Source organism: Pseudoalteromonas sp. APAL1 (assembly GCF_021532475.1).
In the GTDB taxonomy this organism is placed as follows: domain Bacteria; phylum Pseudomonadota; class Gammaproteobacteria; order Enterobacterales; family Alteromonadaceae; genus Pseudoalteromonas; species Pseudoalteromonas lipolytica_C.
This window is the reverse complement of record NZ_JAKGAW010000035.1, coordinates 1-24,251: the sequence shown is the minus strand read 5'-3', so window position 1 is coordinate 24,251 and position 24,251 is coordinate 1. Positions and strand designations below refer to the sequence as shown.

21 protein-coding genes, 10 tRNA genes and 1 rRNA gene are annotated in these 24,251 nt (G+C 40.3%); 22 read left to right on the top strand and 10 right to left on the bottom strand.

The features are described from left to right. Positions 1 to 31 precede the first annotated feature (31 nt). Both L1264_RS15755 and L1264_RS15750 read left to right on the top strand, forming a co-directional pair. On the top strand, positions 32 to 400 hold the full coding sequence (locus tag L1264_RS15755; RefSeq protein ID WP_442960449.1) for a response regulator: 369 nt from the start codon (positions 32 to 34) through the stop codon (positions 398 to 400). Positions 401 to 408: 8 nt separating this feature from the next. After that, positions 409 to 705, top strand: coding sequence for a PilZ domain-containing protein (locus L1264_RS15750; RefSeq protein WP_119853297.1), 297 nt, complete (start codon positions 409 to 411; stop codon positions 703 to 705). Here L1264_RS15750 and L1264_RS15745 read toward each other — a convergent pair. Then, a complete protein-coding gene (locus L1264_RS15745) occupies positions 702 to 1,892 on the bottom strand; it encodes a class I SAM-dependent methyltransferase (RefSeq protein WP_199527404.1) in 1,191 nt (396 codons plus the stop codon). The two genes, L1264_RS15750 and L1264_RS15745, sit on opposite strands and share 4 nt — an antisense overlap. Positions 1,893 to 2,027: 135 nt before the next feature. On the opposite strand from L1264_RS15745, the gene L1264_RS15740 reads away from it, so the two are divergent. Continuing rightward, entirely contained in the window at positions 2,028 to 2,675 is a 648-nt protein-coding gene (locus L1264_RS15740) for an HD domain-containing protein (RefSeq protein ID WP_135925325.1), read from the top strand. A 1-nt stretch (position 2,676) separates the two neighbouring features. Beyond that, entirely contained in the window at positions 2,677 to 3,069 is a 393-nt protein-coding gene (locus L1264_RS15735; protein ID WP_199527405.1) for a VOC family protein, read from the top strand. A gap of 16 nt (positions 3,070 to 3,085) precedes the next feature. Here the strand turns inward: L1264_RS15735 and L1264_RS15730 are convergent, their stop codons facing one another. Together L1264_RS15730 and L1264_RS15725 are read right to left on the bottom strand one after the other, a co-directional pair. Next, the gene (locus tag L1264_RS15730; RefSeq protein WP_138558592.1) at positions 3,086 to 4,075 is read right to left on the bottom strand and encodes a response regulator; all 990 of its coding nucleotides are present in this window, start codon (positions 4,073 to 4,075) and stop codon (positions 3,086 to 3,088) included. Then, positions 4,072 to 7,401 (bottom strand): PAS domain S-box protein, encoded by a 3,330-nt coding sequence (locus L1264_RS15725; RefSeq protein ID WP_199527415.1) that lies wholly within the window; start codon positions 7,399 to 7,401, stop codon positions 4,072 to 4,074. Before L1264_RS15725 ends, L1264_RS15730 begins: the two co-directional genes overlap by 4 nt. Positions 7,402 to 7,537: 136 nt before the next feature. Here L1264_RS15725 and L1264_RS15720 point away from each other — a divergent pair, with 136 nt between their 5' ends. Next, positions 7,538 to 8,608 (top strand): GGDEF domain-containing protein, encoded by a 1,071-nt coding sequence (locus L1264_RS15720; RefSeq protein ID WP_199527406.1) that lies wholly within the window; start codon positions 7,538 to 7,540, stop codon positions 8,606 to 8,608. Here the strand turns inward: L1264_RS15720 and L1264_RS15715 are convergent. After that, positions 8,605 to 9,585 carry an ion channel gene (locus L1264_RS15715; RefSeq protein WP_199527407.1) on the bottom strand — a complete coding sequence of 327 codons (981 nt, stop codon included), beginning with the start codon at positions 9,583 to 9,585 and terminating at the stop codon, positions 8,605 to 8,607. The two genes, L1264_RS15720 and L1264_RS15715, sit on opposite strands and share 4 nt — an antisense overlap. A 101-nt stretch (positions 9,586 to 9,686) precedes the next feature. On the opposite strand from L1264_RS15715, the gene L1264_RS15710 reads away from it, so the two are divergent. Next, complete coding sequence (locus L1264_RS15710) at positions 9,687 to 10,367, top strand: M48 family metallopeptidase (protein WP_138558589.1); 681 nt, start codon at positions 9,687 to 9,689, stop codon at positions 10,365 to 10,367. A gap of 54 nt (positions 10,368 to 10,421) precedes the next feature. Here L1264_RS15710 and L1264_RS15705 read toward each other — a convergent pair. Beyond that, a tRNA-Tyr gene (locus L1264_RS15705) sits at positions 10,422 to 10,506 on the bottom strand. Between the two features lie 44 nt (positions 10,507 to 10,550). Further along, positions 10,551 to 10,635: transfer RNA gene (locus L1264_RS15700), tRNA-Tyr, on the bottom strand. A gap of 112 nt (positions 10,636 to 10,747) precedes the next feature. Here L1264_RS15700 and L1264_RS15695 point away from each other — a divergent pair. Beyond that, a complete protein-coding gene (locus L1264_RS15695) occupies positions 10,748 to 11,263 on the top strand; it encodes a VC2046/SO_2500 family protein (RefSeq protein ID WP_138557482.1) in 516 nt (171 codons plus the stop codon). Between the two features lie 157 nt (positions 11,264 to 11,420). Next, complete coding sequence (locus L1264_RS15690) at positions 11,421 to 11,720, top strand: DUF6172 family protein (protein WP_135925308.1); 300 nt, start codon at positions 11,421 to 11,423, stop codon at positions 11,718 to 11,720. A 60-nt stretch (positions 11,721 to 11,780) separates the two neighbouring features. Here the strand turns inward: L1264_RS15690 and L1264_RS15685 are convergent, their stop codons facing one another. From L1264_RS15685 to L1264_RS15675, 3 genes are all read right to left on the bottom strand, one after another. Then, positions 11,781 to 12,176 carry a hypothetical protein gene (locus tag L1264_RS15685; protein ID WP_235383619.1) on the bottom strand — a complete coding sequence of 132 codons (396 nt, stop codon included), beginning with the start codon at positions 12,174 to 12,176 and terminating at the stop codon, positions 11,781 to 11,783. Between the two features lie 192 nt (positions 12,177 to 12,368). Continuing rightward, entirely contained in the window at positions 12,369 to 13,337 is a 969-nt protein-coding gene (cysK, locus tag L1264_RS15680; RefSeq protein ID WP_135925303.1) for a cysteine synthase A, read from the bottom strand. Positions 13,338 to 13,531: 194 nt separating this feature from the next. Beyond that, complete coding sequence (locus L1264_RS15675) at positions 13,532 to 15,865, bottom strand: carbohydrate binding family 9 domain-containing protein (protein WP_199527408.1); 2,334 nt, start codon at positions 15,863 to 15,865, stop codon at positions 13,532 to 13,534. A 215-nt stretch (positions 15,866 to 16,080) separates the two neighbouring features. Between L1264_RS15675 and L1264_RS15670 the strand changes: the two genes are divergently transcribed. The 13 genes from L1264_RS15670 (at position 16,081) to L1264_RS15610 (ending at position 22,047) form a co-directional block, all read left to right on the top strand. Next, positions 16,081 to 17,232, top strand: a complete 1,152-nt coding sequence (locus L1264_RS15670) for a dicarboxylate/amino acid:cation symporter (protein WP_199527409.1) — start codon at positions 16,081 to 16,083, stop codon at positions 17,230 to 17,232. Positions 17,233 to 17,338: 106 nt separating this feature from the next. Continuing rightward, complete coding sequence (gene uvrY / locus L1264_RS15665) at positions 17,339 to 17,989, top strand: UvrY/SirA/GacA family response regulator transcription factor (RefSeq protein WP_054553647.1); 651 nt, start codon at positions 17,339 to 17,341, stop codon at positions 17,987 to 17,989. 8 nt (positions 17,990 to 17,997) lie between these two features. Next, positions 17,998 to 19,821, top strand: coding sequence for an excinuclease ABC subunit UvrC (uvrC, locus tag L1264_RS15660; RefSeq protein ID WP_199527410.1), 1,824 nt, complete (start codon positions 17,998 to 18,000; stop codon positions 19,819 to 19,821). 42 nt (positions 19,822 to 19,863) lie between these two features. Beyond that, positions 19,864 to 20,409, top strand: coding sequence for a CDP-diacylglycerol--glycerol-3-phosphate 3-phosphatidyltransferase (gene pgsA / locus L1264_RS15655; RefSeq protein ID WP_062566986.1), 546 nt, complete (start codon positions 19,864 to 19,866; stop codon positions 20,407 to 20,409). Between the two features lie 139 nt (positions 20,410 to 20,548). Beyond that, positions 20,549 to 20,624, top strand: a tRNA-Gly gene (locus L1264_RS15650). 12 nt (positions 20,625 to 20,636) lie between these two features. Beyond that, positions 20,637 to 20,710, top strand: a tRNA-Cys gene (locus L1264_RS15645). Between the two features lie 34 nt (positions 20,711 to 20,744). Beyond that, positions 20,745 to 20,831 (top strand) — tRNA-Leu (locus tag L1264_RS15640). Positions 20,832 to 20,898: 67 nt separating this feature from the next. Then, positions 20,899 to 20,974: transfer RNA gene (locus tag L1264_RS15635), tRNA-Gly, on the top strand. Positions 20,975 to 21,013: 39 nt separating this feature from the next. Next, positions 21,014 to 21,100, top strand: a tRNA-Leu gene (locus L1264_RS15630). Between the two features lie 39 nt (positions 21,101 to 21,139). Continuing rightward, positions 21,140 to 21,215 (top strand) — tRNA-Gly (locus tag L1264_RS15625). 18 nt (positions 21,216 to 21,233) lie between these two features. Beyond that, positions 21,234 to 21,307: transfer RNA gene (locus L1264_RS15620), tRNA-Cys, on the top strand. A gap of 35 nt (positions 21,308 to 21,342) precedes the next feature. After that, positions 21,343 to 21,429 (top strand) — tRNA-Leu (locus tag L1264_RS15615). A 171-nt stretch (positions 21,430 to 21,600) separates the two neighbouring features. Next, positions 21,601 to 22,047 (top strand): hypothetical protein, encoded by a 447-nt coding sequence (locus L1264_RS15610; RefSeq protein WP_199527411.1) that lies wholly within the window; start codon positions 21,601 to 21,603, stop codon positions 22,045 to 22,047. Positions 22,048 to 22,064: 17 nt separating this feature from the next. Here L1264_RS15610 and L1264_RS15605 read toward each other — a convergent pair whose 3' ends face one another. Continuing rightward, entirely contained in the window at positions 22,065 to 23,483 is a 1,419-nt protein-coding gene (locus L1264_RS15605) for an alanine/glycine:cation symporter family protein (RefSeq protein WP_199527412.1), read from the bottom strand. Between the two features lie 564 nt (positions 23,484 to 24,047). Here L1264_RS15605 and L1264_RS15600 point away from each other — a divergent pair. Next, positions 24,048 to 24,251: ribosomal RNA gene (locus tag L1264_RS15600) — 16S ribosomal RNA — on the top strand; the annotation flags it as partial.

Here is a 24,251-nt window from a genome sequence, read left to right as displayed (position 1 = left end):
GGAAAGACCGATTTCTATTCCTGAGCGCAGCATAAATCGGCCTCAACAAACTATCTTAATTGTTGATGATGAATATTTTAATTTTGAAATGCTCAAAGCAAGCCTTGGGAATGAGTTTTCGTTAAGCTATGCAAACTCAGGCACATCGTGTTTAACATCGGCTATTGCTGAGCCGCCGGATGCTATACTACTCGATGTGTGTATGCCGGGCTTAGATGGTTATGATACTTGCCGATTACTAAAAAACACCCCAGAAACAGAGCAAATTCCTGTTGTCATGGTGTCTGGTCTTGAAACCGAGCTTGAACAAAAAGCGGGGTTTGATGCCGGTTGCGACGCCTATGTAGTGAAGCCTTTTTCTGTTAAAACATTAATAGAGAAAATAAAAACACTGGTATAGGAGGCCATATGTTTCATGAGGAGAAACGCGATTTTCGCCGCATGCAAATTCATACCCCTGCAAAACTAATCCCATTAGATGCAGTTAATGGCGAAGAAATTCAGGTGATGTGCACTGATTTAAGTGCAACAGGGCTGGCTATTCACCTTGATGAAGTCTTAGAAATAGGCAGTCTTTATCGGGTGTTAATTGCTTCGACTAGCACGGCGATTACTTCATTTGATGCAACAGCCCGTGTGATACGAGCAACCAAGGAGCAAGATGGCTCCTTGAGTGCCGGTTTAGAAATTGTAAGTTTTAACTAGTAAACCTTACAAATCAGACCTTTAAGATAAAAGCCTTCTGGGTAGCTGCCAGCAATTGGGTGGTCGGCAGCTTGGTTTAGTCGCTCCATGATCAATAAGTCTTTACCTGCATCAAGGGCAGCATCCGCAACCACTTTTTGAAATAAGTTTTGTTCCATTAATCCAGAGCACGAGAAGGTGAGTAAGGTTCCACCTGGTTTTAAGATTTGCATCGCAATCATATTGATATCTTTATAACCACGACACGCACCCGTTAATTGCGCTTTGTTGTCAGCAAATTTTGGTGGATCCATAACGATAGTATCAAATTGCACACCTTCATCACGGTATTGGCGTAATAACTTAAAGACATCTTGCTTCACAAAATCAACTTTAGATAAATCGAGGTTGTTGTGCTCAACGTTACGCTTAGCAGTATCAAGCGCTGGCTGTGACACATCCACGTTAGTAACGTGCTTACAGCCACCACGTAACGCATAAAGCGAGAAAGTACCTGTGTAGCTAAAGCAGTTTAATACTGTTTTGTCTTTAACAAAGCGCTCAAGAGCAGCACGACTATCACGTTGGTCTAAATAAAAGCCTGTTTTGTGGCCTTCAAGAATGTCTACTTCGAGTTTAAGGCCATTTTCTTCGATGATGACAGGTTCTGTTGGTTCCTTACCCCAAAGTAGGCCCTTGATTGGCTCAAGACCTTCTTTAGTGCGAACATCAACGTCTGAACGTTCATAAATATCGCAACCTGGGAAAATAGCCATCAGTGCAGCAACAATTTCACCTTTATGGCGTTCTGCACCGGCACTTAGTAGTTGACAAACAAGTACATTATCAAATTTATCGATAGTAATACCAGGTAGGTAATCAGACTCAGCAGCACTTAAACGAAAACCGGTTAAACCGCCTTCGCTGATCACCTGCTCACGGGCAGCATAGGCACGGCGCAAACGTTTTTCAAAGAATGCTTGGTCAATGATTTCGTTTTGATCAAAACTCCATACACGAGCGCGAATTTGCGATTGCGGACTGTAAGCAGCAATGGCTAAAAACTTACCGTCATTGTCATAGATAGTGACAGTATCCCCTAGTCCTGGCTTACCTTTTACTTTCTTAATGGCTTTTGAGAACACCCATGGGTGTTTTCTTTTTAATGATTTTTCACGTCCAGCTTGCAGGTAAATAGCAGATGACATAGGGATTCTCGCGTCAAACAAAAGGGGGCATAGTTTAATGAAGCACTGGCAAACATACAATGAATGTTTTGAACAAATCCAGCAAGCACGCTAAAGTAAGCATAATTTCAATTAGTTAATGGTAATAGCCTGTATATGCAGCCAGAAATAGACTTTGCAGCTTTAGAAACTCAGTGTCGAGATTTTATTATGTCTTTACTCCATGCCGATGTCGCACACGATATAAGTCATATCGAGCGTGTTGTGAGGGTTGCAAAACAGTTATGTATTGCCGAGCAGGCAGAAATGGCAGTAGTGTTACCAGCTGCTTGGTTACATGATTGCGTTGCGGTTGCAAAAAATCACCCAGACCGTGCAAAAGCATCGACTATGGCCGCAGACAAAGCGTTGAGTTTTTTAGCCTCAATTCATTATCCTGAGCAGTATTTTAGCGCAATTCATCATGCTATTGCGGCACATAGTTTTAGTGCCAATATCAAAGTACAAAGCGTCGAAGCGCAAATAGTGCAAGATGCTGATCGAATGGATGCATTAGGCGCAATTGGGGTAAGCCGCTGCATGAAAGTAGGGGGCTCAATTGGTCGCTACCTGTATCATAAAGACGATCCATTTTGTTTAAACCGCGAACCAGACGATACAAAATATACCCTCGATCATTTTTTCATTAAGTTGTTACACATCAGCGAGAGTATGAACACGCCATCAGCAAAGGATGAGGCTAAACGACGCACAGAATACATGCTCGCATTTTTAGAACAGTTGAAAACTGAGATAGGGGAGTAACATGGCTATTCCGTCACTATCTGGAGTTGATCACTGCCACTTAAATGTTGATGATTTAGCGGCTGCAGTAAAGTGGTATCAACAAGTACTTGGTTTTAGTGTGGTACCTGAACTTGCTTTTTGGGATGAAGGAAAAGGGCCTTTAACTTTAGAAGATCAAGCAAAGACGATTCGTTTGGCGCTATTTGAAGCAGAAGGCACAAGTAAAGGAATTGCCTTTGGCGCAAATGCAGCACAGTTTTTAGCGTGGCTTGAGCATCTAGCTCAATTTGATATTAAAACCGTTGTTGCAGATCATGGTGTTACTTACTCAATGTATTTTAAAGACTGTGCCGGTAACAGCCATGAAATTACTTCTCACGATTATGAAGCAATTAAAAAAGGCCTCAAATGAGGCCTTAAATACACTATTAGTTGCTATAAGTGTTTTTGATTTCTATGATGCTGTCTATTTGACCGATAAATAAATCGATAAGTTGTGGGTCAAAATGCTTACCGGCTTCGTCTTTCAATAAGTCGATGGCTTCTTCAACTGACCAGGCTTTTTTGTAAGGGCGCTTCGACGTCAATGCATCAAATACATCTGCAATTGTGACAATACGTCCTTCAATACTGATCTCTTCGCCTTTAAGGCCATACGGATAACCCGTACCATCCCATTTTTCATGGTGTTCAAGCGCTAGCTTATGAGCGAGCTGTAATAATGGCGAACTTGAGTTTTCTAGAATTTTAGCGCCAATGAGAGCATGTTGTTTCATATGCTCATACTCTTGTTCATTTAAACGTCCTGGTTTTAATAGAACAGCATCAGGAATTCCTATCTTGCCGATATCATGCATAGGCGCTGCTTGCCTAAGCTGCTCTGCTTCATGCTCACTCATACCATAGGCAAGTGCTAATATTTTACTGTAACGGCTCATACGAGAAATGTGCTCGCCAGTGTCGGTGTCTTTGTATTCTGCGGCGCGGCCTAAGCGTTGGATCAAATCAATATGCGCCAGTTGTAACTGTTCAGCATGAACTAACGATAGATGGTTTTTTACACGAGCCTTTACAATCGCAGGGCTAATTGGTTTGGTAATATAATCGACTGCACCAAGGGCAAAGCCTTCAGATTCGTCTTGCTCATGAGAGAGCGCGGTGACAAAAATGACAGGAATATGCGCTGTTTTTGGGTTTGCTTTTAATACTTTACAGACTTCAAAACCAGTCATATCTGGCATCATGATATCCAGTAAAATTAGCTTTGGTGGTTCATTTTCAACAAGCTGCAATGCAAGCTCGCCAGACTTAGCAAATGATAGCCGGTAATCTTTAGAGAGCACTTCTCTGAGCACTTTGAGGTTTGCAGGTTCGTCGTCGACTACAAGAATTCTTTCACGTTCTGAAACGGGAGTCATTTGTGTTCCTTAGCAGCTAAGAGGCATTGCTTTAACTCAGTTAAAGCCTGCATTGCTGCATCAAAATCAAAATTATCAAAATGCGCACAAATTTCAACAACCCTGTCTTTATACTCCGCTGGGGTCTCTGTTTGAACAAGGTTTAATAGTTCATCGTCTATTTCTGCGTGTTCAGCTTGCGTGAGCAGTTTATTAACTTTAGCTATTAATGCGCCTATGGGAATAGCGTGCTCCAGTGGTTGATCAACTTTTGACTGGTTAAGGTCCCCAAGCTGAGAGTAAAGAATACGCCATTCTTGTTCACACTCGTCAATCAGTGCAGCAAAGCTATCCTTTTCACGCTCTTTTTCAGCTAAAGTCAGTAGGTCTAATAACTTTGCAAGTGCTAAATTCCCTGCAACACCTTTTAATGTATGTAAAATTGATTTTTGCTCTGCTTCGCTGAGTGTGGATCCCTTAAGTCGTAGAATACTATGTTGGTGGTTAGCTAGGAATAAGCCAATTTCAGTATTTAGCTTTTCTTTCGAACCCCACATTAACACCCCTTTATCGTAGTTTATGTGTTTTTTATCATTACTTTCGTAGTAATCATGGGTAGTACTAATGTCTAAACCAAGTACTTTGGCTATTTCATGATTTAGTTGACTAATGTCCACAGGTTTATTCGCAAAGCCATTCATGCCAGCTTGTTTAGTGGTCAACTTATCTTGTTGAAGAACGCTTGCGGTGAGGGCGATAATTGGCGTAACTTTTATTTGTTGTATCTGCTCTAATTCCCGTATCTTCTTACACGCGGTTAAACCATCACACTCAGGCATATGAATATCCATTAAAATGACATCGAAAGTTTGCTTTTCGAACGCTGCAATAGCCTCAAAACCATTGCTTGCGGTTGTGATAGTATGACCTGCCTGCGATAACAAGATTTTAAGTAGCTCGATATTTTGCTCAATATCGTCAACAACTAAAATTCGCAAAGGTGGTAAGGTGAGCTTACTGTGATTAAGAATATCAACCTGTTTTGCATCTCCCTCTTGTAAGGGGAGCGTGAAATAAAAACAACTACCTTGTCCTTCATCGCTAATTACATTGATAGTCCCACCCATTAATTCAACTAATTGCTTGCTGATAGTCGTACCAAGACCTGTGCCTCCAAAACGTCGAGTCATTGTGCCATCAGCTTGCTCAAATGGTTGAAAAATAGCATTTAAACGGTGTTTAGCAATACCAATACCTGTGTCTTTAATTTCAAAGAAAAGTTGATTATTTTGCGTTTTACTGACGCTGACTGTCACAGAGCCTTGCTCTGTAAACTTGATAGCATTGCCTAGCAAGTTATTCATAACTTGGCGAATACGAACTTCATCACCGATATAAACAGGTGCAACATCGTCGTTGATCCTCAGATCAAGCAGTAAATTTTTTCGCTTTGCTTCAAGCCAAAAAGTAGAAACGATGTTATCGAGCAGAGTCTGTAAATTAAAATGCTCAAGTTGTATGTCGAGTTTGCCCTTTTCTAACTTAGCAGAATCTAATACTTCATTAAGCAAGTGCAGTAATGAGCGTGCTGACTTATTAACGGTAATAATATGCTTTTGCTGTTCTTTACTTAATGGGCTATCCATTAAAATATCACTAAAGCCAATAATAGCATTCATAGGTGTGCGAATTTCATGACTCATATTTGCCATAAATGATTGCTTCGCATGAGCCGCAGCCTCAGCTTCTTGTTTTGCTTGCTTTAGTGATTCTTCATATTCATGACGAGCCGTGATATCGATTAATACACCATCAATGCACTTTTTATCAGTATCGACAGTTTCGTTTACTAATCCTTGCTCTAGTAGCCAGATAATCTTACCGTTGCGATGGCGAATGCGATATTCAACGGCGTATTGAGTGTTGTTTACTGCAGCATTTGAGATAATTTCATTAATAGATTGTTTATCATCGCCATGAATGATTTGCTCAAAATTAATTCGACCTGAAACAAACTCATCAGGGCTGTATCCCGTTAAATCTAAAACGCTGGGGCTAATAAACAGCATGCTCCAGTTTTCGTCTAATAGGCACCGAAATACAGCACCCGGCATATTATCCATCAAGGTGCGGTATTGTTTCTCTTTTTCTTCAAGACTTTGCTGCAAAGCACGCTGTTCTGTTAGGTCAGTAATAAAACCGACAAACAATGGCTCTTTGTCTGGTTGTTTTACTTCGCCAAGCCCTAACCGGATAGGAAATAAGTGTCCATGCTTGTGTTTAGCATAAACATTTCGGTTTACCCCGATGATTTTTTTAACTTCATGATTACTGCTATTTGATAAGTAGTCATCATGTTGAGCTGCAATATCATCATTCATTAGTATTTTTACATTTTTGCCTAACACTTCGTGTTGCTGCCAGCCAAAAATGTTCTCTGCTGCTTTATTAAAGCTCAATATCACTCCTTTGATGTTGATAGTCACAATACCATCAACAGCAGTGCTTAAAATGGCTTCTAGACGAGATTCTTCTGCAGACTTTTCAGCGAGTAGCAAGCGAAAACGCACCATACCGTTAAATATTCCGACTAGGGTGGTAAGTAATACGGTGGCGAATGAGACGCTAATTGCAATAAAAACCAGCTGCGATGTTTGGACATTTTCAGATAGCAGAGGGGATGTGGCTACAAACCGAGTTGCAGCCATACCCATGTAATGCATTCCTGATACTGCAAAACCAAATATAATGGCGCAAATAAGGCGATTTTGGAGCGTTGATAGTGCCTTGAAGTGATCACTTAAATGAAAACGTGAATACAATCCGATAAAAGATAAAAGGACAGCAACAATTATGGAGGCTGAAAACCAGCTAGGGTCATAGCGAAGCAGAGGGCTTAGCTCCATTGCAGCCATGCCTGTATAGTGCATTGTGCCAATACCTGCTCCAAGTAAAACTGATCCCAAGGCCAATTTAATTGCACGCGGGATACCCGACATATAATGGCGCCTGAAGATTGAAAAGCATATGTAACAAGCTAGAAATGCCGGTAAGAAGGATAAAAACGTGAGTGTGGGGTCGTAATTAACTGTCGTACACAGAGAAAAAGCGAGCATACCGATAAAATGCATACTCCATATCCCACCAGACATTACTAATGCGCCCGTTGCACTGCCTAACCTTTGGTACGAGATAAACTCAGTCTTGTTTGCTAAATCTATAATATAAAGTGAAAAATAGGCGGCAAAAATAGCTGTTGCGATTGAAAGCGTCACTAATGTGGGGTCGTAGATCCCATTAACAATCAAGCTGGGATTTTGATCGGTTATAAAAAACGTATTTATCATCATATTTATTCGTCACTGCCTTTATAACTAGTCTAATATAAATTGTTAGTTATTTTGAGAAAATACTCTAACTAAACTTCGTAGGTTTTAATTCCTTGGCTATATTTAGTTAAAAAGGAGTATTTTGAGGTGGTAAATGCGTAGAACTGAACAGACTTTAGTGGACCAAATGAAAATTAATGACGTTGAAATTCAGCACAGAATGAGTTTACTGGGGCTCACTTCGAAAAGTTTATCATCACTAATTAATTACAAACCAATTATTGAATCAGCGATTGAAGATGTGGTGAGTGATTTTTATAAAAAGCAAACAGAAGTCGATGAAATATCATTGTTAATTGGTGATGCCGATACATTAACCCGATTAAGAGATGCGCAGCGTCAATATATTATTGATTTATTTTGTGGTCGCTATGAGCATGAATATGTCAACAATAGACTAAGAATTGGTATGGTTCACAAACGTATTGGGGTAGAACCTAAACTCTATTTGTCGGCAGTTTGTACGCTTAAAGAACTGATCTTTGATGTGCTTAGAGAAAAGATTAGTGACCACGCTGAATTACAACAAACTCTAACGGTTATTGATAGATTAATTTATTTTGATACTACTTTAGTGTTTGATACTTACATAGACAGCTTAGTTGGAGAGATTGAGAACGCCAAACGTCGAACAGAAGTCTACGCAAAAGGACTTGAAGAAAAGGTCGCACAACGAACTCAAGAGCTTGAAAAGCTGGCTAAACTAGACCCTCTCACGAACCTTTATAATCGACGCGTAATGCAAGAGCTTTTACAGCGTGACTTAGCAAGAGCTCGGCGCCATAAATCACCGCTTACAATTGTCTATTTTGACTTAGATGACTTTAAATCAATCAACGATACGCAAGGCCATCAAAAAGGCGATGAAGTTCTTAAGTACATAGGCCAATATTTGTTGGAAAATATTCGTGAAATAGACGTTCCATGTCGTTACGGCGGTGATGAATTTTGCATCATTTTGCCAGATTGTGAAGTTGCTAGTGCAACCCATATCTGTGAAAAGCTAATAGGTATTTTTGAGGAGCAGTATCCGGAATTACATTTAAGTGTTGGCATAATCGCAGCCCCACTTGATAGCACTGTTGATGCAGAAGAACTAATTAACCGAGCAGATAAAAAAATGTATCAAGCTAAAAAGCACGTTGGTTCATACATTATGCTTTAGCGAGTCATACGTTTTACGAATACAACCACAAACAAAGCGAGAGAAAAACTACCACAAAATGCTTCTAATGCAGCAATAAATCGTGAAAAACCTATGGGAGTTATATCTCCGTATCCAAGCGTTGTGAATGTTACTACACTAAAGTAAAAACTATTCAATAAGGCAGATAAGTTGTCTTGCCAAGTGTTATCAAGGCTAAGTTGCAAAATTGTATCGCTATAGCTGACACCGAATAGAAAGTAACAAATTGCGCAGCAGATTATCAGCGAAAGGCTAAAGCGAATAACGTTTTCAGGCTTTTCACCATACCCACAAAGCATATCAATAAAACTCGACGTAATTTGTTTTGTTGATCCTTTTGGATATTGGGCATGGCGCATTCTAAGCTCTTTATAAGTAAAGTTGCCAGCCAGTTCAAAAAGTCCTTGGTTTTCAGATGCCTTCCTTAAGTTTCGATATATCTCTTCGGATTGTTCGAATAAGTCACGAGCTTCATCATACTGTCTATTTTTGCGAGCTTTAATGGCCTGTGCTTCTTGCAGTAAATGGTCGCCTAAATCGATATTGTCAATACGACTATCATTAAACTTAACCCCTAATAAGTTTGTATTCTTTAAATCGCAATAATGTAAGCTGGCATCGTGAAGATTTGCTTTCATTAGTGATGCGTTAGCGATTTTGTTATTAAAAAGGTGTGCGCCTGATAGGTTTGCTCGATAAAAGTTACAGTAGGATAGGTCATATCCCTCCTCATCATCCTGCTTAATAAGATTAAGACCACTGAGGTTAGCGCGCTTTAGCTGTAACCCATGCAGTAAACCACCTTTTTTCGCATAACGCTCTAATTTCTGGGTTAGATCTAGTCCTGACTTATCAAACTTACTATCGTGCCAAAAACAGAATCCAGACCCCATATCGGTTTCCAAGCACTTTTTTCCTGAAGGCGAGGTATAACTACAACAAGGTTTATCAGACATAAACATGAAAATTATTTGTTGGTCATCTTTATAGATTAGCAGTTATTTTACAGGGTAAAATGGAATCCATACTTTTTATTAATTGAATTGGCTTATATTTGTTGAACTACACCCTAAAGCGCAGTAAACGCAGAACCACAGTGGCTATTAAAGTTGCCCAGCAGAAACTCACTGTTTATGCGCCTTTTTATGTTCCACAAACTGAGATTGATGCCTGGTTAAAGACCAAGCAAGATTGGGTCGATGAACAAATTGCCAAACAATCCATTCATGCTGAACGCCGCCAACTTCCTCTTGTAAACGCGGCGATTAAGTTATTTGGACAAAATGTGCCGATAGTATTTGCTAAAGGCACTAAAAGCACTTGGCAACAAGATGCACAGTGTCGGCTTATTTTATCTATTTCATCACGGGTCAAACATCAAGAAGCAAACTATTTAGCACTGCTCGAGCAGTTTTTACACGAAAAGCTAGAGAGTTATATCGAAATGCGTGTTCATGATTATTGTTTGCAGATGTCTGAAGCTCTGCCCACAAAACTTAAAATTCAACATTATAAACGTCGTTGGGGAAGTTGTAATAAGCGTCGAGAGCTGACCTTTAATTTACATTTAGCGAGTGCACCGACATGGGTGATTGATTATGTGGTTGTACACGAACTTGCTCATCTTAAACATATGAATCACAGTGCTAAGTTTTGGCAACGTGTTAGACAGTTTTATCCAGACTATAAAAACGCTGAGCAATGGTTGAAACAAAATGGCAGTAGTTTGAGTTGGTAGCGATAAGCTAGAAAGAGTAAAGCTAGAAAGAGTAAAGCTAGAAAGAGTAAAGAGTGGTGGAGGGAGCTGGATTCGAACCAGCGAAGGCTGAGCCGTCAGATTTACAGTCTGATCCCTTTGGCCGCTCGGGAACCCCTCCACACAGATTTTACTATTGCATTTGGCCCCACTACCAGAAGGAAGTGGTGGAGGGAGCTGGATTCGAACCAGCGAAGGCTGAGCCGTCAGATTTACAGTCTGATCCCTTTGGCCGCTCGGGAACCCCTCCAATGCAACGGCGCTGATAATAGCAAACTGGTTATTTAAGTAAAGAAAAAAACTAAAGAAAATTGGATTAATGCCGATAACTGATTAATCTGGAATCTATTTGGCTAAAGTCTATGCAAGTTGATGGTTTGTTGCTCAATGAGAGTCAACTCGATAATCGTCTTAATAAAAGTGTTCATGAACATCGCTCTGGTGAGTTTGCATTATTATTAGCAATGCTCTCACATGACGCACTTGATTTTAGTCAATTTCATCTACCTAAAACAGAAATAAGTAATCCTCACGTTTCAGAAGAGGTGCTTAGAGCCCAGTTAGGGGCAGGTCCTAAGCAATCATTAGCACCAGAGCAATTTGATATGTTGATTGGTCAAGATAATGCTCTTCGATTACTTCAAGGTGGTCTTTCAGACATTCGCTTACGTCATTGTTTAGCACCTGAGCCATTGCATGTTCGAGATGATAAAAATCACATTCCACTAGAAGTGATAGACAATTGTGAGCCCGCAGTAAGAAAACGCTACCTTGATAAAAATCAACCAACTGAGCGTGCCCAAATTGACGCTGCAGCTTTTTACGATAGTTTAACAGAAGATGCTATTCATCAACCTTTGCATTTAATTTCAGCCTAATTGATTAACTACATTGTCACATAAATAAATTAATCTACACTTTAATAAGTAAATTCAAGCAAGATAAGAAAAAATACAGCTAATTTTTTATGGCCTTGTTATACTGTGTGCCTATGGCTTAGCGCCATTGTCATTGAACCAAGCTATTAGGACTATAATGAAGAAGACATTCACGCTTAACCACGAGAAGATTAAGTACCCTCGCATGGTTGATGCAGCCAAACACGAAGTAAAAAAATATTTGAAACGTGAGCGTAATAAAACACTCCCAGCTGGTGCTGATTATTGGGCATTTGACTGCAAGTTTGGTGAATCAGCGGATGAAGCCGAAGTTGTTCACGTAGCAGAGATTAATAAATGTATTAGTGATATTGAAGCCAAAGGCTTAACATCGTTTTATGTTGAGATCTTAGCGCGCCCTGCACAGCGTCAACACCAAGAATTTGATGAAGAGTAATTTATACACGGAATCAAAAAATGGGCCTTTTTAGGCCCATTTTTACTTTAAGATAACCATCTATCGAGCAAATGGATCGGCGTTAATCTTTTCTATATACCAATTACCTTTTTTGCGGATCATTTTTACACTGCGCATATCATCCACTTTTTTACCGTTGAAGTAACCCGTAAAGATTAAATTAATATTAGCCTTATCACCGTACTGTTCACGTAAACTCATATTGGTCATATCAACTTCAATTACAACTTCGTCGTATTGCATGTTAATTAGGTTACGAGCGAATTGGTTTGCGGTGCCATAAGATTTCATAATGCGAGCCATTTTTGGAGTTGCGTATTCCATGGCTTGATTTAAATCGTTTTGGTTATACAGTGCATCAAAATAAAGCGTGGCTGTGTTGCCTGGGGTATTTTTTTCGCCCTGAGGTGACTCTTCAGAGCCACAACCCAACATTAAGCAACTACTCAATAGAGCAAAAATTAAGAGTACGTTTTTCATTATGCTTTGATTTGCTAGATTAAATAATTTTAAGTGTGTGACTAAATGACTGAGATGTAAAGTTAACTTAGTAAAATTGTGGGATTTATTTTTGCTTGGCAATAAAAAAGGATGCCTTGGCATCCTTTCTTAAATTAACTGCACTCGTTATTGAACTAACTCTTTTTCACTGAATTCTTCAGCAAATAATGGGCTAGATAAGTATCGCTCAGTAGCACTTGGTAAAATAACAACGATGTTTTTACCCGCATTTTCAGGTTTTTCAGCAAGGCGTTTTGCAGCAACCACTGCAGCACCAGACGAAATACCTACTAAAATACCTTCGTTTTTCATAAGCTCGTGAGCCATTGCAATTGCATCTTCATTTGATACTTGCTCAGCGGCATCAACAACTTCTAAATCAAGGTTGCCTGGGATGAAGCCAGCACCGATACCTTGGATTTTATGAGGACCCGGTTTAATTTCTTCACCAGCTAAGGTTTGGCTAATAACTGGAGAATTAGTTGGCTCAACAGCAACAGATTGCACGTTTAGGCCTTTCTCGAGTTTTAAATAACGGCTAACACCGGTAATAGTACCACCCGTACCAACACCTGCTACGAATATGTCGATTTTACCGTCCATTGCTTCATAGATTTCAGGACCCGTTGTTTCAAAGTGAATTTTTGGGTTAGCTGGGTTTTCGAATTGTTGTAAAAGAATGTATTTTCCAGGCTCACTTGCTTGAATTTCTTTTGCTTTTTCAATCGCGCCATTCATACCTTTAGCGCCATCAGTTAAAACTAGGTTAGCACCTAACGCTTTTAATAGTTTACGACGCTCTAGGCTCATCGTATTAGGCATAGTCAGGGTTAATTTATAGCCACGAGAAGCTGCTACAAACGCAAGTGCAATACCTGTGTTGCCAGAAGTCGGCTCGATTAACTCTTTGTCTTTGGTTAATACGCCTGACTTTTCTGCTTCCCAGATCATTGAAGCGCCAATACGGCATTTAACACTAAAGCTTGGGTTACGTGATTCTACTTTAGCAAAAACATTACCTGAGGTTACGCGGTTAAGCTTTACAATCGGTGTATTACCAATTGTTAATGAATTATCTTCAAAAATGTTAGACATAGTGTTCCCTTGGAAGCAATTTATTCAATCGTGATCAACTAGCTTAGGCTATTGATCTGTAATAGTCACACTTTACTGTGACTATTAAAAAACGAAAGTAAAGTTTGGCTATAACATATAGCGAATAGGCTTATAGCATTTAGTAATAAGGTGGGAAAAGAAGGGCGCGCACCGAAAGGTGCGCTCATGGAGTCTTAAAGTAACCAAGCGTAGCTAAATTTAGCAAATAGGGTACGCTGCTCTTTAGTTATCGATGAAAGTTCATCATCTTGATAGCCATTATCAGAGTATCCTGCAAAGAATACTGTTTGCGGGTTCAGTTTGTAAGAATACAATAACTGGGTGGCTAACTTTTTATATTGGCTATCTACATCATCAATGTAATTAGCTTGATTACGTTTTAAATCGGTATAAATGACTGCAAGGCGTAAAAAGCTATTCACGTTAAACTGGTAAGTTAACCGCACATCACTTAAATTTGCGGTAAATACTTCGCTACCATCTGCTTCCAGTTGCTCGTAAGTATGACGTAAGCGTACTTCAAAATGTTTACCAAGGTTCATATTCAGTACCGGGCGTATGTGAAACTTATCACCAGTGCGGTTATTGGCTAAGTCAACGGCATTACCTGTATACATATATAAAGAAGCAAAGACCCCAGCGGTTGGTTTAAAATCACTGTAAAAGCCAACGCCATTTTCGCTAAATAAATCAGTGTTGCCGTCTATATCTAAACGTGATTTATCGTGGCGAAGACCTGTACGGTTTCGGTGCTCAACAGAGACTTCAAAAAAGCTTTGTAATGGGCCGCTGACAGAAAAGCTGGTTTGTGCTTCTTTTTCAAGAAGTTCGTTATTTTCGTTGTGGGTAATATCCCAGTCGGCATACAGGTTAGCGCGGTTCCACCAATTACCTTTATCACCATACCAGCGGTATTCGCCACCTGTAGTAAACTTTTTAAAATCAACTTGCGAGATAAAACCTAAGTCAGCTCTTAAATCAGCATCGCGATAATTATAGTCAGCAAATGCACGCCAGTACTTCTCATCATGTTGATACTTAACATAGTAGCCAGTACCCGATTGTTGTTCTTTACTTAAAACACGAAGTACACCTTCGTTATAGTCGCAATCACTATTTAATTCACAAATTACTTGCTCAGGTTGTAAACAGTTATCACCATCACATAACTCGTCAATAAAATCCTGACTGTATTGCGTTTGTGACTTTAATACTTGTACTAGGAAAACATCGTTCACTGTTGGTTTGTATTTACTATCAATACTATAAACCGTGTTTTTATAATCATCACTTTGTCTGTGAGTTGCTGTTGAACCAAGTGATAACCCTGATTCAAAGTCGTATCGGTATCGTAGAGCACCGTTTTCACTTTTCTCGTCAAGGGCGACAAGAGATGAACCTAAATTGCCCGGGATCAACACATTGGTTTGCGTATCATTGGCAATAAAACCGGCAAATGTATGGCCATTTTTGCTACCTGTGATCTTGGTTCCATAATCTGGTTGGGCAATATTACGGGTATGAATAAGGTTAAGTGTTGATGCAAAGTAGTCAGCGTTATCTAAAAAGAAGGCACGCTTTTCTGGGAAGAACAAGCTGAAATTATTATTCACACTCAATTGAGCAACATCCGCTTCAACCTGTGAAAAGTCAGGGTTAATCGTCGCATTTAAGGTAATATCTGGGGTGATCCCCCATTTAACATCCAGGCTGGCTTCAGTATTGTTCTCTGACTCCCAATCAGCCACTTGTGCGCCATCAATATCACGAGTCTCATTTTTGCCAAGCACTACAGATGGAATAATCGCCACGTTATTGCCTTGCTTTGCTTGTTCAAAACCTTGGTAACTTGGCATTTGGCAAATCCAACAATTGTTACCATGGTCAATTTGCATATTTGAGATACGCAAACGCTCACTACGCGGTAAAAATCGTAAAAACTCCATCGCCATCGTTTTGGTTGCTAAGCTGTCGTCAAAATTCAATACGCGTAAGGGAATAGCCACTTCTACTGTGTAGCCTTTATCATGAATAACACCAACACTATCCCAAATACCGTCCCATGATGAGCTTTCATGTTTAGTCAGTTCGTTTTCTATCGAGTCTTGTTGTACGCCAAGTGGGTTAATAAAAAACTGATAAGCTAATTGAGCATTATTGTATGAATCAATTTTCAGTCCCACTAAGTCATCATCCCATGCTGCATCACGGTCACGATAAAAAGCGCGAATTAGTTCTGGATTTGGGTCGTTTGCTTCAAAGCCAATAAATAACGTCTCGCCATCTTCATAGACATAGGCGTGTGTGGTCACTGGGCTTTTGCTGTTTTCATAAGGCCACGTGACATTATCAATCGTGATTTTTTTTGCGTGTTGCCAACTTGCTTCATTTAGCTTTCCGTCAATTGTTGCTTGTTCTGTAACAAAAGGGAGGGTGATGGGTTGGCTGGTGGCCAAGGAAGTAAAAGGTGTGCTCAGTAGAGCGGCACTTAATATAGATTTATACATAAGAACTACACGGGTATTCAAAATTGCGAGCATGTTATTAACTTGCAACTTTGTTAACAAATGCAACGCGATAGGACGCATATATTTACGTTCAAATTAGATTCTGCGAAGCTGTGGTGGTAATTTGCGCAGTTAAACGTTAATTTGGCTGTTTTATAACAAAAGTAAACTAAAACGTGGTAAAAGGTTACCACCTAAAAATTGAAGTGATCGTTATGAATTTAATTCTAAAATTAATTGCTGGTATTGTTGCCGGTATTTTAGTGGGCTTGTATGTGCCGCTAACAGGTGTTGAACTCCTCTATACAGTAAAAGAAATAATAGGTCAGTTGATCACCTTTACCATTCCACTGATTATTTTATTTTTTATCGCATCTGGTATTGCTGGCTTACCAAAAGGTTCTGGCCACTTACTTGGCAAAACTGTCGGTTTTGCTTATGGGTCAACGATTATTGCTGGAACCTTAGCGTTTTTATTAGTCAGCGCCATGATCCCATTGTTTGATGGGGGCTTAACGTTTGAAGCTGAAGTAGCTACAGAAGTGGGCAGCTTTATTGATTTAGAAATTCCACCACTTATGAGCGTAATGACGGCGTTAGCTGCGGCTTTCATTTTTGGTATTGGTATGAGCCAAATGCAACTTGATATGTTGAAGAAAGTTTCTGATCAGGGTCGTGATGTAATTGATGGCTTATTAGCAAAGGTTATTATTCCAGCATTACCGTTTTATATTGCCGGTGTATTTGCAGAGATGACAGTCGCTGGCACTGTGGTAGATACGCTGCAAACATTTAGTATTGTATTACTTGCAGCATTGATAATGCATTGGTTATGGTTAACCGTTTTATATGTCTCAACGGGACTTTTATTAAAAAGAAACCCATTAGAGCTTGTAAAAAATATGCTACCCGCTTACTTTACTGCTTTAGGTACAATGTCGAGTGCTGCAACAATTCCTGTATCGCTGCGCTCAAGTAAAGCTAATAATGTAAAAGAAGATGTTGCAAACTTTACAGTGCCGTTATGTGCAACCATCCATTTATCGGGTTCAACAATTACCATTGTGACATGTGCAATGGCAGTGATGTTCTTATCGCCTAATATGGATGTACCATCTTTATTTGGTATGTTGCCATTTATTATGATGTTAGGTGTTGTCATGATTGCAGCTCCTGGAGCGCCGGGTGGTGCGGTTATGTCGGCATTAGGACTATTAACAAGCATGCTTGGTTTCAATGAAGGCGCAGTGGCATTAATGATTGCACTTTATTTAGCACAGGATAGTTTTGGTACAGCTTGTAATGTTACAGGTGATGGTATTATTGCGCTGTGGGTTGATCGTTTTAGCGAGAAAAACGCCGCATAAAATGATGAGTGAAACAATAATTTGATTTATTGTTTCACTCATTCTGTGCTAATGTGGCACATTAAATTTACACAAGCATGTATTTGGGTTATTTGAGGGTGTTCCATTGATTAATGTACTTTTAGTTGATGACCATGAGCTTGTACGGACAGGTATCAGACGTATACTTGATGATGTTCGTGGTTTTAAAGTGGTTGGTGAAGCTAAAACCGGTGAAGAAGCGGTGCAATTTTGCCGTCAACATTCGCCTGATATCGTGTTGATGGACATGAACATGCCAGGTATCGGTGGTTTAGAGGCAACTAAGAAAATCTGTCGTTATTGCCCTGATGTAAAAATTATCGTGCTGACGGTGCATTGTGAAGATCCATTCCCAAGCAAAGTGATGCAAATCGGAGCTCATGGTTATCTAACTAAAGGTGCCGGCTCTGATGAAATGGTTAACGCTATTCGTGCTGTAAATGCCGGCCAACGTTATATCGCGCCTGAAATTGCTCAGCAAATTGCCCTTGCACAGGTAAGCGGACGCACAGACGAAAATCCGTTTCAGAGTCTTTCTGAGCGTGAGCTGCAAATTATGCTGATGATCACCAAAGGTGAAAAGGCACAAGACATAGCAGAGCGTTTGAACCTAAGTTCTAAAACAGTGAATAGCTATCGCTATCGCATGTTTGAAAAGCTAAATGTGGGTGGTGATGTTGAACTTACGCATTTAGCAATACGTCACAAAATGATCGACATTGATAGTTCGCATTAATTTGCTCAATGTCTGATTTCGAACCAGCCCGTTTTCTTAAAACACTATCAAGTGAGCCCGGTGTCTACCGAATGCTTGATAGTGAAGGGCAAGTTATTTATGTCGGTAAGGCTAAAAATCTAAAAAAGCGCGTAACTAGTTACTTTCGCAGTAATGTAACTGATAGTAAAACACGTGTCTTAGTAAGCAATATTTGCGGTATCGAAGTCACCCTGACTAACACAGAGACCGAAGCCTTATTACTTGAAAACAACTTAATAAAAAAATATCAGCCTCGCTACAACATTTTACTGCGCGATGATAAATCATACCCTTATATTCTTTTAACTGATCACAAACACCCGCGACTCGCTTTTCATCGTGGTAGCCGTAAAATCAAAGGCGAGTATTTTGGTCCATTCCCAAGTGCAGGGGCGGTATCTGAAAGCCTGCGTTTAATGCAAAAAATCTTTCCGGTTCGCCAATGTGAAGATGCCTATTACCGAGCTCGAAGTCGTCCATGTTTACAATATCAGTTAAAACGTTGCTCAGCGCCGTGTGTTAATAAAATTACCGATGAAGAATATCAACAAGAAGTCGATTTTGTACGTAAGTTTTTACTAGGCAAATCTCATGAAGTTATTGCTGATTTAATTGCTAAAATGGAGCAAGCAAGCAAAGAGCTTAAATTTGAGCTCGCTGCAAAAGTACGCGACCAAATTATGTTACTTCGGAAAATGCAGGAACAGCAATCGATTTCCGGTAATCATGCCGAAATGGATGTGGTTGGCTTTGCGCATTTAAATGGTTTAAATGCGGTTCACTTATTAATGATCCGCGATCATAAGGTACTTGGTAGCAAAACCTATTTCCCCAAAGTGCCCAAAGACTCTGGGCAAGAAGAGATTTTAACTTCCTTTTTAGGCCAGTATTACTTAGCACCTGGTGCAACAGGGCGCATTGCTAAAGAAATCATCTTACCGTTTACAATCGAAGAGAGTGAGCCTCTAAGCGATGCACTTACGGCAATTTCTGAGCGTAAAGTGAGTTTAAAAGTCGCTAATCGTGGTGAGCGAGCTCAGTATCTTAAGCTTGCTAATAAAAATGCACTTAATAGCATTAGTGTTAAGCAAAGCACGCAGGACTCAATTAATAAACGCTACGCACAATTAAAAGAAACGTTACGCCTAGATGATATTAATCGCATGGAATGTTTTGATATTAGCCATACAATGGGTGAAAACACGGTTGCAAGTTGTGTGGTGTTTGATTCGCAAGGTCCAAATAATAAAGAGTATCGCCGTTTTAATGTTACCGGCATCACCGGTGGCGATGATTATGCCGCGATGGAATTTGCACTTAATAAACGCTACAACAAAGTAGTCGATGAAGAAAAAATTCCAGATGTCATCTTTATCGATGGGGGTAAAGGGCAATTATCTCGTGCTGAACAATATTTTGAAAACTGGCCACATAATAAAATACCATTGCTGGTGGGTGTTGCAAAAGGCATAAGCCGAAAACCAGGTTTAGAAACGCTATTAATTGATGGTGGACGAAAAACAATACCACTTGATTCAGACGCGCCGGCACTGCATTTAATCCAACATATACGTGATGAGTCGCACCGTTTTGCTATTGCTGGGCATCGTAATAAACGTCAAAAGCAACGCACGCAATCATTATTAGAAGAAATTACCGGTGTTGGACAAAAGCGCCGACAGGCATTATTAAAATATTTAGGGGGCATGCAAGGGGTAAAAGCTGCTAATATAGACCAATTAAAACAAGTTCCTGGGATCAGCCCTGAAATGGCTGAAAAGATATTTAATCATTTGCATGACAAGGCGTAGCCTTCGTGCGAATATAGTAAAAAAAGACATCTCCAAGTAGTTATGTGGAATATTCCAAACACACTCACAACCTTTAGACTTTTTCTTATCCCCATTTTTTTGGTGATATTTTATTTGCCTTTCTCATGGGCGTTTTTCGCAGCTGCGTTTGTTTTCTGGCTTGCGTCAATCACAGATATCCTTGATGGCTATCTTGCACGTCGTTTAAATCAGTCAACGCCATTTGGTGCGTTTTTAGATCCTGTTGCTGACAAAGTAATGGTCTGTGCGGCACTTGTTGCTTTATCAAGCCATTATCAAAGTTTGTATATGACTATACCTGCATTAGTTATTATTAGCCGCGAAATTGTTATTTCTGCATTACGTGAATGGATGGCAGAGCAGGGTAAGCGTGACAATGTAGCTGTATCTAACATGGGTAAGTTTAAAACTGCGGCACAAATGCTAGCCATTATTGGTTTGATTTGGCAATTTGATACATGGATGATCTACTTAAGTTATGGTCTTTTATACGTTGCAACATTCTTAACGCTTAGTTCTATGCTGCAGTATTTAATGGCAGCATGGTCAGAATTGACCAAAAATTGATCCTAAGCGTATAATTACACACCGTTTTAGATAAAAAATAAGCAAACAGTTCAAAACTAGCATTTTTTATATTGACGCGTTTAATAATCTCTGTAGAATGCGTCCGTGTTGAGAGGGCATAGCCCCCAAGATAAAGAAAGCGGCACTAGCTCAGTTGGTAGAGCGCAACCTTGCCAAGGTTGAGGTCACGAGTTCGAGCCTCGTGTGCCGCTCCAATTATCTAATTTGGCGGAATGGCAGAGTGGCCATGCAGCGGATTGCAAATCCGTCCACCTCGGTTCGACTCCGGGTTCCGCCTCCATTCAACACTCCACGCGCTCTATGAGCAACCCGATGCCCGGGTGGTGGAATTGGTAGACACAAGGGATTTAAAATCCCTCGCTGGTAACAGCGTGCCGGTTCAAGTCCGGCCCCGGGCACCATTTTGTGGTTAACTACAATACCAAATGTAGTTTTAAAATTACGATTTAACTCTAGAGTTAATATGATGCGGCACTAGCTCAGTTGGTAGAGCGCAACCTTGCCAAGGTTGAGGTCACGAGTTCGAGCCTCGTGTGCCGCTCCATATTAGCTTTATCCACTTGCTTTAAATAGCAAACCCGATGCCCGGGTGGTGGAATTGGTAGACACAAGGGATTTAAAATCCCTCGCTGGTAACAGCGTGCCGGTTCAAGTCCGGCCCCGGGCACCATTTAAACTTAGATAGTTTATTGGATAAACAAACAAATTTGCGGCACTAGCTCAGTTGGTAGAGCGCAACCTTGCCAAGGTTGAGGTCACGAGTTCGAGCCTCGTGTGCCGCTCCAATTATTTGGAAGCGATAAGGCGGAATGGCAGAGTGGCCATGCAGCGGATTGCAAATCCGTCTACCTCGGTTCGACTCCGGGTTCCGCCTCCATATAATACTCCACATGCTCTTACGAGCGACCCGATGCCCGGGTGGTGGAATTGGTAGACACAAGGGATTTAAAATCCCTCGCTGGTAACAGCGTGCCGGTTCAAGTCCGGCCCCGGGCACCATTTATATTTAATACCACTTCTCTATTTCATTTATATTTCTTTTTATAATCCCAGCTAAATATTTTTTTATTGCCAAAATAGCTTTATAGTTTCCTTAGTCATTTTAAATCAGCTAACGCTTTTTCAGTTTTAAGTGCTACTGAACTCAATAAATAGGATCAAGGAAAGAGAATGGAGCAATTTAAAAGTGGTTTAAATCAGTTTTGGGTGGGCGCCGTATTTGGGCTTTGTTTAGCAATCTCATTAGTACTAATACCTGTTGCGATTATTATGTCGAACATTAACGACGTACTTAAAATTCATGAAGTCAGTGTGCTTGTTGATAAAGTATCGACCGCATTTGAAAAATCAGAACAAGTCATCAGTAATGCTAAAGCGGCGCTAACCGACTTTGATAATGACGTGGTGATGGCTATGCTCACCGCCGTGCAATCTTATCAGCAACAATCGCAGCCATTATTAACTGCAGAGCAAAAACAAGCATTAAAAGCGCAAATAAAAGAGCAGCTTGTTACACAGCTTGAATCCAAACTTAACGAACAGCAAATCACATTCATATTGTCTGTTTTTGAAAAATTAGCAAATACAAAAAAGGGAGCACAATCGCTCCCCAATTAAGTAATCACTTGGCTTGATTATTTGCGCCACGCGCCTTTAGGAATAGTTTGATCGAGCTTTTTGTTTTGCGAAGGATCGAAAGTAGGTAATTTACCTGCTTTACGTTGTGAGTTGTAATCCTTCGCAAGCCAAATAACGACACCCGAAAGCATAAATAAAGCGATGACGTTAACAATTGCCATCAAGCCCATCGAAATATCGGCAAGCGTCCATACTAAAGGTAATTCGCCGAGCGCACCAAACATCACCATACCAAGTACTAATAATCGGAAGATCAACATGCCCGATGCATGGTTATGTTCTAAAAATAATAAATTGGTTTCCGCGTAAGAATAATTAGCAACAATCGAGGTAAATGCAAAAAACAAAATTGCAATCGCAACAAAGGTTGCTCCCCAGCTACCAACATGTTCTTCAAGGGCAGCTTGCGTCAATGCAATACCAGTCACACCTGAATCAGGTATAAGCTGTTGTGATAATAAAATAAGGGATGCGGTTGCAGTACAAATAATAATTGTATCTACAAATACACCGAGCATTTGCACATAACCTTGTGAGGCTGGGTGCGGTGGGTTAGGTGTTGCCGTTGCAGCAGCATTTGCAGCGCTACCCATACCAGCTTCATTAGAGAATAAGCCACGTTTAATACCCTGGATCATCGCCTGCATAACACCATAACCAATTGCACCAGCGCCTGCTTGCTCGATACCAAAGGCACTATTAATAACATGCATGAACACATTGGGTAGTAAATCGTAGTTCATGGCACATACATAGAGTGCAACTAGCAAATAAGCCAGCGCCATAAATGGCACAACCATTTCTGCAAAACGTGAAATAGTTTTTAAGCCACCAAAAATGATAATGCCAGACCCTAATACCAAGGCTATTCCGACAACATAGTTTGGAATCCCAAACGCAACATCAAATGCAGCAGCAATAGAGTTTGATTGAACTGCATTAAATACCAAGCCAAAAGCAAGAATAAGGCAAAGAGAGAAAATGACTCCCATCCAACGTTTACCTAACCCATATTCCATATAATAAGCAGGGCCACCACGAAAGTTGCCATCTTCATCGACCGTTTTATATGCTTGGGCAAGGGTACTTTCTGCAAAACTTGTCGCCATACCTATTAAAGCAATAAGCCACATCCAAAAAATTGCACCGGCACCGCCTAAATAAAGTGCAACAGCAACGCCCGCCATATTACCAGTGCCAACTCGCGCAGCTAATGAAGTACAAAATGCTTGGAATGAAGAAATGCCCTCACCAGAACCTTGGCGGCTCTGAAACATCACTTTGATCATATGTGGAAATTGAGTGAATTGGATAAAACCAAGTCGAAGAGTGAAAAATAGCCCCGCAGCTATTAAAAGGTAAACCAGAATGTGACCCCAAAGGAGACTACTTATACTATTTATAATGTCTGTCATTTTTCTTGCCTTGTGAGCGAGTGGAAAATCTGCGGCGCAAGTTACCATAACAAGCGCGGAGAGTTTAGTTATTCTGCTAAAAATCATCAGTTATCCACAGTTGTTTGTGGGTAACATGTTTGCATTTGGTGGGTATCTAATTAATTTGAAAATAATCAAAAAAACCTTAAAAAAGTGCTTGCGTTAAAAATCCATCTCCCTATAATGCGCATCCACTGACACGGCGGGCAGCAATGAAAAGCGCTGAACGCTGAACAAAGTGACAGAGAGTTAAGTAAAACTTCGGTTTAAAACGGTCTGAAAAGAAAGTTTAAAATTAAGTGTTGACTCAAAAAATTAAGGATGTATTATACGCATCCCTCGAGACGCGAAAGCAACTCGAAACGTTCTTTAACAATATAAAGCAATCATCTGTGTGGGCACTCGTACAGATTGAGTTCTAACAGCCGATTCTAGTTCGCTAGATGACGCAAACAAATTTAGAGTCTCAATTTCTTATGAGTGACTATATAGTCAATTTATACAGAATTCATTGAGCACGAAACTTCGGTTTCAAAAAACTTTTAATTGAAGAGTTTGATCATGGCTCAGATTGAACGCTGGCGGCAGGCCTAACACATGCAAGTCGAGCGGTAACAGAGAGTAGCTTGCTACTTTGCTGACGAGCGGCGGACGGGTGAGTAATGCTTGGGAATATGCCTTATGGTGGGGGACAACAGTTGGAAACGACTGCTAATACCGCATGATGTCTACGGACCAAAGTGGGGG